Genomic DNA, 11,169 nt, shown 5'->3' on the forward strand with positions numbered 1-11,169 from the left:
GCTATGTTGTTGTGTATAAACAATATAAGAAAAAATATATTTTTAACTATAACAAATATATTGATTAAATAAATATTTGTTAAAATAAATTATATTGAAATATCAAAATATATATGATACTTTTTATATTACATATAGTACTATTTTTTTAGTATAGAATTGATATAACAGGATAATTATATTTTACTGTAAAATCATTGTGGAAATAGTGAAATAGTAAAGTCACTTATATATTAGGCTGGGTATGGCGGTTAACTATCTAAATTCACTAAATAAAAATATTAAAAATGGAGAGTTACTAAGGAGGAACTGGTAAATATGGAAATTTGGAATGGAATATAGTATTGATAGTTTAATCTCAAACGATACACAGCTTTTCAGGATGTAAGATGTCACTTTCCCATGTTCTCATGTGGTCGGATAAGTATGGGTATCAACCGGTAACGGAGTATGATGCAGCGAGGGACTGCCCGTACACTGTTTCTGCACGAAGCAAGATTTTTGTCTGCGGTATTTGCGGACAGGGTGTAACATTCACTGCCGGGAGAGAACGCATCCGACATTTCCGTCATGACCAGGCAGCTCAGAATAAGGATTGCGAGGATCGTTCCCAGACATACGGATATAACCTGCCGTTTTCTTCTTTTTCTGCACGGATATGTACGCTGCCTCTTCGACTGAGGACAGAAGGACCGGGGCGCTGGCGGCTGGAACTTGGCCTGCTGGCACTTCAGAAAGCCGTTTTGGAGGGATGTACCCGAAAACTGCTCTGCATTGAGAATGACAGGGGGGAAACATACCGGTACAACCTGAAGGACCGTCTCCAGCCCGATCGGCTGACATGGCTTGATGCGGGGGATTATCCTTCAAAAATTTTCCGACTTTCCCTCGACGATCACTCCGCGTTGCCGTCTCTCTGGCCTCAATCTGCAGACGGACTGGCCGATGTGACACTGTTTGAGGCCGAGACCGGGCGTCGTCTGCCCTTTTTTCCTGATGTTCAGGTAAACAGGGAATATATTGCGGTCTTTCGTGAACGTTTTGATCCCGGATACTGCTTTAATGTGCGCGTCACCCTGATACCCCGATCGGTACACGGCTGGTTCAACTGTGATGTATACCGGGTGAAGACCCTGTCTTTCAGCCGGGAGGCGGCGAGCTTTTTTCTTCGTCTCAGGGCGAACCTCAAGAGACAGGCGCCGCTTATTTTTCCTCTGTGGCCCGTCGTCATTCGCACGCCGCACCTTATTTATCACAATGCCGACGAGCTTTTCATCTTTCTTGAAGGGGAAAACGTAAGTGTACAGTCTTTTCCTCGGGTGCCGTTGCCGGAGATCGTCCATCGGGACTCGGCACGCCTTATCCGCTTTGCCTGCGGAATACGGAAACAGCTGGTTTCGGGCACTTCGGATGCGCCTCTTCTTCAACTAGGGCGCTTTTCACATGTCCTGCGCTATGACTACTTTATCCGGCAGCCCCTTGATCGGGCGACTTCCCCTCCCGGGGTGACAGTGACGGATCATAAGGGAAACGAACTGAAAGGCGACCTGCTGGAAGGCGTCCGGCCCGGAACGCTGCTTTATGTACGGGGACCGTTCGACGGCGAGGTGTGGCTGAAAAGTGAGGATTCACCGCTGACGGAACGGTATACGCTGAAAGGCGGGGAAGTCCTGGAGCTGAAAGCGGGCATGGGTCAGACGTTGACCATCTTTCAGGGGTTGGACTCCATGCGGACCATCGTCTTCGTCCGTCCCGGTCAGACAGGGGAGAGTACGGAAGGCAGGGAGCAGCCGAAAAGCGACGATGCGTCCGGATGGACGGACATGCAGCTTTGTCGTCGTTTGAAGCGTATGCACGGAGACGAAGAGGAAGCCTCCCGAGCTCTGGCGGAATGTCTCCGTTTTTTTCGGGGGTGGCGTCTGGTTGAAGCCTGGCTACGGCAAAGGCAGTCTGAGGGAACTGTTTCCCGAAGGGCGCAGATTCTTCTGTGCAGAGTAATGGAAGCAAAGGGGAAAAGATGATGTATGATTATAAAAAAATTATGTCCGTTTGTGAAATAACAGGTGAAGATAACAGAATGATGCGCCTTGCCGACATGGAAGACGATACGCTTTCCTTACCGGATATTGACGGTTCCTATAGAGGATATCAACGAGACAGGCTTTTTTATAGTCAGCAGAGATATCCCGGTATGCAGCCGGGGCAGCTTGGCGTGTGGCTGTGGTTTGTAGATAATGAAGATAAGGTCAAAAGTAACTGTTGTGAAGAATATGTGCCGTGTGAGGTTATTAAAAAATATTCCTCTCTTTCTGAAGAAGAACTGGTGGAAAAGCTGAAAAACGGCATAGATATTCCCCCGTGTAAACATAACAGATTAATTTTATTTAAAAATGACAGAAATATCAGTAATAATGAAGTAAAAACGTCTGTTAAATTCGGCGTGGCATCCAACAGAACTTGGAGCGCTGTGTTATGTCAGCCCACACAGTGGAAAAGTGTTCCTGGTGGAATTTGTATTAATAATGATATATATGTATTACCGTATTATAATATATGTGATAGTGATATTTTAAACGTATATATGTATGATAGTATAACTACTTGTTATTTGTATAAATATATAAAACTCCAAAAAGAATCAGGATGGATAAATATTCTTAGTCCGAAATACGTAGTAAGAGATTTGCTTATTAAAAAATTAAGTAGAAGTTTCCTTATGGAAAACGGAGTGACCAGAAAAGGAGTCACTCAGCTTCATACTTTGATTAGACAACTTTCCGAGGATGAGATACCTGAAGAAACTGCTTCCGTCTGCCATATCCCGCTGGAAGTGGCGAAATCCTACTGGCAGAAGTTTCAGAATGAACTGAGTTTGCACATCAGAGGGGAGGATATCGGCAATACCATTCTCCACGGTCTGTTGGAAAGTGACGATACCCTGCGCCAGAGGCTGCAGGAAGAATGGCTGGTGACGTATGCTTCTGACCTCAGGCAGCAGCAGGCAGAGATCCGTAAGGAGCAGGAAGCCTGCGAGGCCCGGAGTAAAGAACTGGAACAGGAAAAACGGATTCTGGAAGAAAAACTGGCGCATGTCCGTTCAGAACATGAGAAGATGCTCGCGCAGATGCAACGGGAAACGTCGGCTGCGGAAGAACGTCTGAAACAGGCGCAGGAACATGCGGCGCACTATGAGCACCTGGGGGAAGAAAGTCTGCGTCTGCTGCGGGAGAAGCTTTCTCTTGCGCGTGAAGAGGCGGCGGGATTCCTTGCGGATCTGGCCTTGTTCGGAGCTTCCGGCGAACTGGCTTCCATGATGCCTTCGCACGCTTCTGCCGATACGTCCGCGTCGTTTCTTTTTCGTCCAGGCAACACGGTGGAAGACCCCGATGTTGTACAGAATACGGAAGAAAGCCTTGAGGTGCTGCGGGATAATGTGAAGGCGATCGGCGCGGAACATGACAAGGAGCTGGCGCATTTCTTGTATGGCGCCTTTCAGAGCGGCACGTCGCTTCTGCTGGCCGGGCCGCAGGGCATGGCTGTTGCGGATGCGCTTTCCTGCGCCATGACGGGACGCCATGCCGCCGTGCTGGACTGCTGCGGAGCCTGGACGCCGGCGGCGCTGGAAGCCGTGATGCGTGATGATGCTGTCGTCATTGTGGTGAAGCATCCGTTTTTGCATCGCTGGATCGATCAGCTGGTTTCCGAATTGAGCGGTTCGGGAAAAATGTGGATTTTTGTCCATCCTTATGCCGACGATTTGTCCCTAGAGCCTGCGGGGCTGTATGCGTATGTCTTTCCGCTGGTGCTCGACGTTTTCATCACCGGTAAGGGGTCCGGTGTCCTGACCGGATGCCGCAGAAGCAGCGGCTACAGGGAGCAAGAGAAGGGCGGGGACGTAACGGATATGGTGAACGCCATAAAAGGCCTGAGCCGGAAACCTGTTGTGAAGAACATGGTCAGAGAGCTTGCGGCATGGGCCTGTGCTTCCATGCCGGCGGGGAGCAGAGAGTTTTTCCGTGTTGCGTGTCTGCTTTTTCCGCTGGCGGTGGCGCTGGATCGAAAGACGGAGTTTTTTGACAGACTTGGAGCGGAAAATAACCTGAGTCCTGCGGACCGGCGACTTTTTGAAGACCTTCCGGGAGAACGAATCTGATGGCTGAGTCCGGAATTTTTGAGCGCTTGTCCCGGGATCTGGGAATAGCCAGGGGAAGCCGTGAGACGCCGGAACACTGGCACTGCCGCCTTGTGTACAGCGTCGCCACCGTGCGTGGGCTGGCTTCCCTTTGGGAGCAGGAAGAGGGGCAGGAGGAAGAAGGCGTATCGCTGCAGCATGTTGCAGCTGTCATGGAACAGACGCTGATGAGCTTTCGCAAGCTGTTTCCTTATGTGGAAAAGGCGCTGGCCTCTTTCGAGGATGCCACGAACGAAGGCCTGCAGGTGCAGATACGGGATGTTCTTCAGCGCGGCGGCTGCTTCTATCACAGATCATGGCGTGCCGCTCCCACGGTGCGGTCCTGCGCTTTTGCGAACGGAATATCGTTTCTTCGGGGACTTCGGCCCGGGAAAACGTGTCCCATGAGCGGAGCGGGCTTTTACCGGAAAGGGGAGTCCGGCAAAGCGAACAGGGATGTTTTTTCCATGTTCGGCCTTCAGGCGCTGCTCTCCCGGAAGGAGCTAGTGCGTCTGGGAGAGTCGTTGAACGAAGTACGTCGGGATTTTCCGGAAGATCGGGAATTCTTACGCCTTCATTTTTCCCGATCCGGTCAGAAATACTGGAAGGAGCAGCCTGACAGAGACGTACTTTCCCTCATGAGAAGAAAGGAAGGGAACAGCGCCTATACGTTGTATCGTTTTGACGGGAAGACGTTTCATTGTCGTGTTCTTCCTGAGTATTGGAATGAGCACCCCCGTTATGCCGCCTTGGCCGCTGCGCTTCTCGCTCAGCGTGGGCTGACGTTCTTTGATGTGAAACATGAAGACAATCTGGTTTTTGTGAAACCAGATTACCTGCTCCCCCCTGCGGTAGAGGCTTTTTTCCGCCTGTACAGCTGGCCTGACCTGGATCCTTCCCAGAAGGAACGGGGCTATTATGCTTTCCGCATCATGGCAGGGGAGGTCTATCCCGCATTTCATGACGTTATGACCCGTCTGGGCTACCGCTTTGAGGAGAGATCGTATGTCTGAAGGTATGTTGGATGCACACGCCGCACTCAAGGGTGCTCTGAAAGATTATATTATCACCCATCTTCGCAGAAGTCCCGTTCTTCTTGAAGCCTTGCAGAACAGACTGGACGACGAGGGCGTGCTGTTCCGTGAGCCGTATGTTGAATCGTCTGCAGAATATGAGAAAGTGCCGGACGGTATGTCCGCTGCGGATATTCCGGGCTGGATGCGGACCTTTTTTTCCTGTCTTGCGGCGGACGGACTCGGCGTTTATTCTAGTCCCTTCCGGCATCAGATCACAGCGCTGGAAAAAGCCGTCGCCGGTAAGGATCTGTTCGTATCTACGGGGACGGGTTCCGGCAAGACGGAGTGCTTTTTGTGGCCGCTTATGGCCGCGCTGGTGCGAGAGGCGCATGATGCTCCGCGGACGTGGGCAAAGCGAGGCGTGCGCTGTATCATCATGTATCCCATGAATGCTCTTGTTTCCGACCAGCTGAGCCGTCTGCGGCGCCTCATGGGAGACGGGGAAGGGCGTTTTGTGAAGCACTTCCGGACTTGTGCGGGAGAAGAAGTCCGCAGGCCGCAGTTTGGCATGTATACGGGGCGCACACCGTATCCGGGGACGACACCGAAAGGCGATCAGGATAAGGAACTCGCCCGGACTCTGAAGCGCGTGGTCGATGCGGACGGCAATACCTATATCGGAGAGCTAAAAAAGCAGGGACGCATTCCGGCCAAAGCGGATCTTTCCGCCTTTGTGGAACATTTGGAATGCGGGCGTCATACAACAGATCCCGAGGATGCGGAACTTATCACCCGCTTCGAGATGCAGGCCGTTACCCCGGACATTCTCATCACCAACTATTCCATGCTGGAATATATGCTGTTTCGTCCGCATGAACGCGGGATATGGAACGATACCCGCGCATGGCTGGAGGCTTCACCGAAAAACCGCCTGCTTTTCGTCATTGATGAAGCCCATATGTATAAAGGGGCTTCGGGTGGGGAAGTGGCACTTCTGCTGCGCCGTTTGTTCCATAAACTCGGCATACCCCGTGAACGCGTACAGTTCATCCTGACCACCGCCAGCATGCCCGATGCCGGGGAAGGGGACCGGAGGGCCGTGCGGGAGTTCGCAGGGAGTCTTACGGCTTCCGGGGGAGAAACGTTTTGCTGGCTCACCGGATCAAGGAATGCGCTACCCGAGGCCGGTCTGGATGTTCCGTCGGAACATGTCGCCGCTTTTTCGGCCTCCGACTTCAGCGATGAGGAGGATGTGACGGCTGCTTTGAACAGGTTTTGGGCGGCGTACCGGAAGGGCGCGCCTTTCACCTCCGTCCCGGAAGCTGGGGAATGGCTCTTTGAACACCTGCCGGAGTACCGGCCGTTCCGTGAACTCATGGCTCAGTGCCGAGGAACGTCGGTTTCCCTTTCAGAACTGGCTTCCGCCGTTTTTCCCCATACCGCTCTGAGTCAGGCCTTGCCCATGACGGGCACGCTTCTTTCCATACTTGCGCTGGCCCGGAAGGGCAGGGATATATTGTTTCCCGTGCGGGCGAACCCGCTGTTTCGGGGCATACAGGGGCTCTTTGCCTGCACCAACGCGGACTGTCCGCATGCCTCCAGCTCAGGAGGAATCACGCTGGGTGAGGTGACCTTGTCCAGCGGCCGGGCCGTATGCCCGCATTGCGGCGCCGTGGTCTATGAGCTGTACCACGACCGTCGTTGCGGGGCGCTGTTTTTCAAGGGCTACATTCTTGAAGAACAGTTCAGGCACAGGGGACTGGCATATCTTTGGAGGCTTCCCGGCCAGTGGATGGACAGCACGCTGAAAGAGATGCATCTTTACATTCCTCCGAAGGGCTATTCGGCGCTGAAGATTACGGGCAAGTCCAGAATGACCCCCTGTTATCTGGATATACGCAACGGATTTTTGCATATCGGCGATGATGCCGCCCAGGGGAAGCCCGGTATCCGGAAACTGTATTATTGTCCTGATTTTGAGGATAAGGGAAGGCCGGGACTCAAGACATTTCACGCCTGTCCGCACTGCGGCAGGCGCCTGGGGCCGGGGCAGATTCTCAATTTTGCCGTGAGAGGAAATTTTCCCTTCTACAGTCTTATTCGGGCGCAGTTTGAACATCAGCCGCCGGTTCCGGAAAAGGCGGGAAATCCGGAACTGCCCAACGAGGGGCGCAAGGTGCTACTTTTTTCCGACAGTCGTCAGGGGGCGGCAACACTGGCCCGCGACATGTCGGAGGCTTCCGACATTACTGCCGCGCGACAGCTTTTTGCTCTGGCACTGAAAAGAATGTCGCAGGCGGACGAGCCGCAGACCCTGAACGATTTGTACGGATATTTTGCTCTTGAGGCCGGATTGCATAACGTGCACATGTTCAGCGGCAAGGATGGCCGGAGATTCTGGGAGGAAGACTGCGCAAAAATGCTGCGCAGGATGAACCGGAGACGTTCTCCCGACATGGATGTGGAGTCTGCACCCGAGTCTATGCAGGTACAGCTGCTCAGGCTTTTCTGTTCAGGGTACAACACCGCTTCCGATATCGCCATGGCATGGCTGGAACCGGAAAACAGGCATCTTCAAGAGGCCATGGAAGAACTGGAAGATGAAGGCATCCAGACGGACCGGCAGCAGTTCATTGAGATGTTCAATGCATGGATGCTGCATATCTGCCGCGACAGACTGGCTCTCGGGCATCAGATATCGGATGAAGTCCGGGAACAGGTGCTTCATCCCTATGAAGGATGTGGCCTGATGAAGGACTGGAAATTGCCTTCCTCCGTGATGGGCATCATGGGTTGGCCGCAGGATTCTCCGGTGGTGAGGACGTGGAAGCGGGTTCTTCAGGAAAATTTCCTCAGGTACGGCCGGGACAATCAGGAGCGATATTATGTCGATCTTTCCGCCGTGGTTCCCCGGTTCGACATGAATCATGTCTGGTACCGCTGTTCCCGTTGCTCGGGGGTGACGGCCATGCCTTTGAAAGGGGCCTGTCCTCATTGCGGCGCACCTTCCATACAGCCCCTTGCTGGAAGAGAACTTGAAGCCCTGGAATTGTGGAAGAAGCAGATGCGGGATGCCCTTGGAGGTGCTTCCATCCGGGTCATCGACACGGAGGAGCATACGGCGCAGCTTTCCTACAAGGATCAGCGCGACGAGCTGTGGTCCCGCACGGAAGAGTATGAGCTGCGTTTTCAGGATATAGTGAAGGAGGGCGATTCCCCCGTCGATATTCTGAGCAGCACGACCACCATGGAAGTGGGCATTGATATCGGCTCTCTTGTGGCCGTCGGTTTGAGGAACGTGCCGCCGTTGCGTGAGAATTACCAGCAGCGTGCCGGTCGCGCAGGGCGCCGTGGAGCCGTGCTTTCCACCATCGTGACGTTTTGTGAAAACGGCCCGCATGACGCGCTGTATTTTCGTGATCCGTCCCCCATGTTTCGGGGGGATCCGCGTCGGCCGTGGATAGATACGCACAGTTCCCGGCTGCTCCAGCGTCATCTGTCCATGGTCGTCATTCAGGATTACTGTGAGCGGCATGGTCTGCCGGGCCTGGATGAGATGCCGGCAACGCTTTTTCTTTCCGCGCACAGGGATGAGTTTCTGCGTTTTCTCGAAATCTGGCCCGTACTGCGCAACGGCATACTGCTGGATAGAAATGCCGACATCAAGGAAAGCGATTTTCGCCGGAACTTGCGGCAGGCATTGGAAAATCTTTATGAGAAGTGGCATAAGCATCCAGAACTTTATGAAACGATGGGAGCAGGAATCCAGGCCCGCAGCATGCTGGATGCTTTGTATGAAGAGAGCATTATTCCCACCTATTCCTTCCCCAAAAACGTTGTGAGTGTGTACATTACGGATGACACAGGCCGACTGCGCTATCAGGTATCCCGAGGACTGGACATCGCCATCAGCGAGTACGCTCCGGGGCGCGGTATCGTCGTGGATAAGAATACCTATCAGATCGGCGGGTTATACAGTTATGGAAGCGAAAGGTATAAAGTTGGCGGCAAATCGAACTGGAAGAGTCCGGCTCGCTCCTTTGTCGAAGACAGTGCATATCTGAAGCCGATTGTCCGTTGTTCCCGCTGTCACTGGTTCGGGCTGGCTTCCGGCGACGAGCGGCGTTGTCCCTTCTGTGGAGCGGAAGAACTTGAGCAAGGGCGTCCCATGCTCAAGCCGTGGGGCTTTGCACCTGTCAATGCCGGGAGCATATCCGCTTCCCGGCTGGACGAAACGTATTCATGGGCGGAGCAGCCCTTATATTCCACCCTTCCAGAATCGGGAAATATGGCGCTTGTGGAGGGATGCAAATATATGCGCATGGCCGATCGGAGCGGCCAGCGCATCATTATGATGAACAACAACGGAGGCAACGGTTTTTATGTGTGCCGGGACTGCGGAGCCGCCGTGCCGGCTCTTCAGAAAAGCCGCTTGAAACAGGAGGTGGGGCGTCCTTACCGAAGCCGGTTCTCAGAAAAATGCCGGCATCCAGAAGTGATTGAAGTTGATCTGGGCTATGATTTCATCACAGATATGCTCGTACTGGAATGTACTTTGGACAGTCGGAAGATGGATATGCAACGCAGTACTCCGTGGCTGGAACGGGCTGCGCTTTCTCTGGCGGAGGCCTTGCGTCTTCAGGTATGCCAGAAGCTGGATATCGAGTTTACGGAGCTGGTCAGCGGTTATCGTATCCGGGGGAACGGAAACGATACCTGCGTTGATCTGTATCTATACGACAGCCTTTCCAGCGGGGCAGGCTACGCCGTGGGGCTTGTTCCCTACATGGCCGGGATTCTCCAGAACACGGAGTGTTTTCTTTCCGCTTGCGACTGTGAGGATGCCTGTCATCAATGCCTGAAGCATTATCGCAACCGTCATATTCACGGGCGGCTGGATAGGTTCGCCGCGCTGGATCTCTTGCGCTGGAGCATGCAGGGGAGGCTTGCGGAACCTCTTTCCGCAGACAGGCAGGAGGCCCTGTTCAAACCGTTTTTGCCGGTATTGGAACAATATAAGGTGACGGTTTTTCATAAAGATGACATTTTGTTTTTGAAAGCAGGTGGTATGGAAAAAAAATTGCATATTTATCCGGCCATGTGGAAACAGCCTATGGAGCGAAATACCATCAGCATAAGCGATGCGATCACAAAATATGCCCGCCCTATGGCTCTTAAAGTTATATTAGACGGACTTGATATATGAATAGGAGTAATTCTGTAGTGAATTGAAGGACAAGCAAGGAGGGGATACTAGTGAGAGTGCTGTGATTGTGTTGAGACTTTCAATTATGAGTAAAAAAGTTTTTGGCAAGGCCCCTCGGCAAAATACCGGGGAGCCTTTCTTTTACTCGTCATCATCCTCCGTATCTTTCACGATTTTTATGGCAATTTGAAGGATCAGAATACTGATAGCAAGCAAGGTTGTAGGTTTGATGGATGACGCCATGGTCACCTCCGTTTTTCAGTCATTGTGTGTTGAAGAATCCGGAACATAGCCGGAGCCAGTTCGCGGATGTCGGTGATGTTTTCTGAGCTGGGAATCATAGTGTTAATGATAGGCGCGTCGATGCCGATACCCAGCACGTCCATTCCCATTCGTTGTGCTGCTGTTATCGTTTCTTTGGCAGTCTCGGGATCGTCTGGGTAGCCATCCGTCACCACCAATACGACTTTTCGATGTTCTGGTCGTGTCGAAAGCATCCCCAATACCCACCATAAGGCTTCAGTCATGGGTGTGCTTCCATGAGCTTCAACGCCGAAAGAGTTCACAACCCGTTCTCCATGTCGAAGTAAAGGAGAGACGGTCGCAGTAACATCTTCCTTGTAATCAGCAGGGAAAGCAGAAACGCCTACGGAGATGCCCGGGATAGCAGCCAAAGCCAGCGCCACGGAGTAACAGGCCGCACCAGCAAGTTCGATACGGCTGGTCATGGAGCCGGATATGTCCAGAAGTATATGGACGGCTGTATCGATTCCTGT

At 52.6% G+C, this 11,169-nt stretch carries 5 protein-coding genes and 1 pseudogene; 5 read left to right on the top strand and 1 reads right to left on the bottom strand.

What is annotated here, in order from left to right:
- Positions 1–389 precede the first annotated feature (389 nt).
- The 5 genes and pseudogenes from Q0K07_RS03945 (at position 390) to Q0K07_RS03960 (ending at position 10,393) form a co-directional block, all read left to right on the top strand.
- The gene (locus tag Q0K07_RS03945) at positions 390–2,021 is read left to right on the top strand and encodes a hypothetical protein (RefSeq protein ID WP_294556726.1); all 1,632 of its coding nucleotides are present in this window, start codon (positions 390–392) and stop codon (positions 2,019–2,021) included.
- Positions 2,018–4,153 carry a hypothetical protein gene (locus Q0K07_RS03950; RefSeq protein WP_294556729.1) on the top strand — a complete coding sequence of 712 codons (2,136 nt, stop codon included), beginning with the start codon at positions 2,018–2,020 and terminating at the stop codon, positions 4,151–4,153. Before Q0K07_RS03945 ends, Q0K07_RS03950 begins: the two co-directional genes overlap by 4 nt.
- Positions 4,153–5,184, top strand: a complete 1,032-nt coding sequence (locus tag Q0K07_RS03955) for a hypothetical protein (RefSeq protein WP_294556731.1) — start codon at positions 4,153–4,155, stop codon at positions 5,182–5,184. Before Q0K07_RS03950 ends, Q0K07_RS03955 begins: the two co-directional genes overlap by 1 nt.
- A 205-nt stretch (positions 5,185–5,389) precedes the next feature.
- Positions 5,390–5,680: pseudogene (locus tag Q0K07_RS13285) on the top strand (DEAD/DEAH box helicase); the annotation flags it as partial.
- Between the two features lie 1,179 nt (positions 5,681–6,859).
- Complete coding sequence (locus Q0K07_RS03960; RefSeq protein WP_294556733.1) at positions 6,860–10,393, top strand: Zn-binding domain-containing protein; 3,534 nt, start codon at positions 6,860–6,862, stop codon at positions 10,391–10,393.
- A 245-nt stretch (positions 10,394–10,638) separates the two neighbouring features.
- Here the strand turns inward: Q0K07_RS03960 and Q0K07_RS03965 are convergent.
- Positions 10,639–11,169 (bottom strand): VWA domain-containing protein (locus tag Q0K07_RS03965; protein ID WP_294556736.1); only part of this gene is annotated, 531 nt, incomplete at its 5' end.

It is taken from the genome of uncultured Mailhella sp. (assembly GCF_944324615.1).
GTDB lineage: Bacteria > Desulfobacterota > Desulfovibrionia > Desulfovibrionales > Desulfovibrionaceae > Mailhella.

Bases quoted from the DNA above. Each gene is read 5' to 3' on its own strand.
- Q0K07_RS03950 (WP_294556729.1), top strand. From the start codon at position 2,018: ATGATGTATGATTATAAAAAAATTATGTCCGTTTGTGAAATAACAGGT.
- Q0K07_RS03955 (WP_294556731.1), top strand. From the start codon at position 4,153: ATGGCTGAGTCCGGAATTTTTGAGCGCTTGTCCCGGGATCTGGGAATA.
- Q0K07_RS03945 (WP_294556726.1), top strand. From the start codon at position 390: ATGTCACTTTCCCATGTTCTCATGTGGTCGGATAAGTATGGGTATCAA.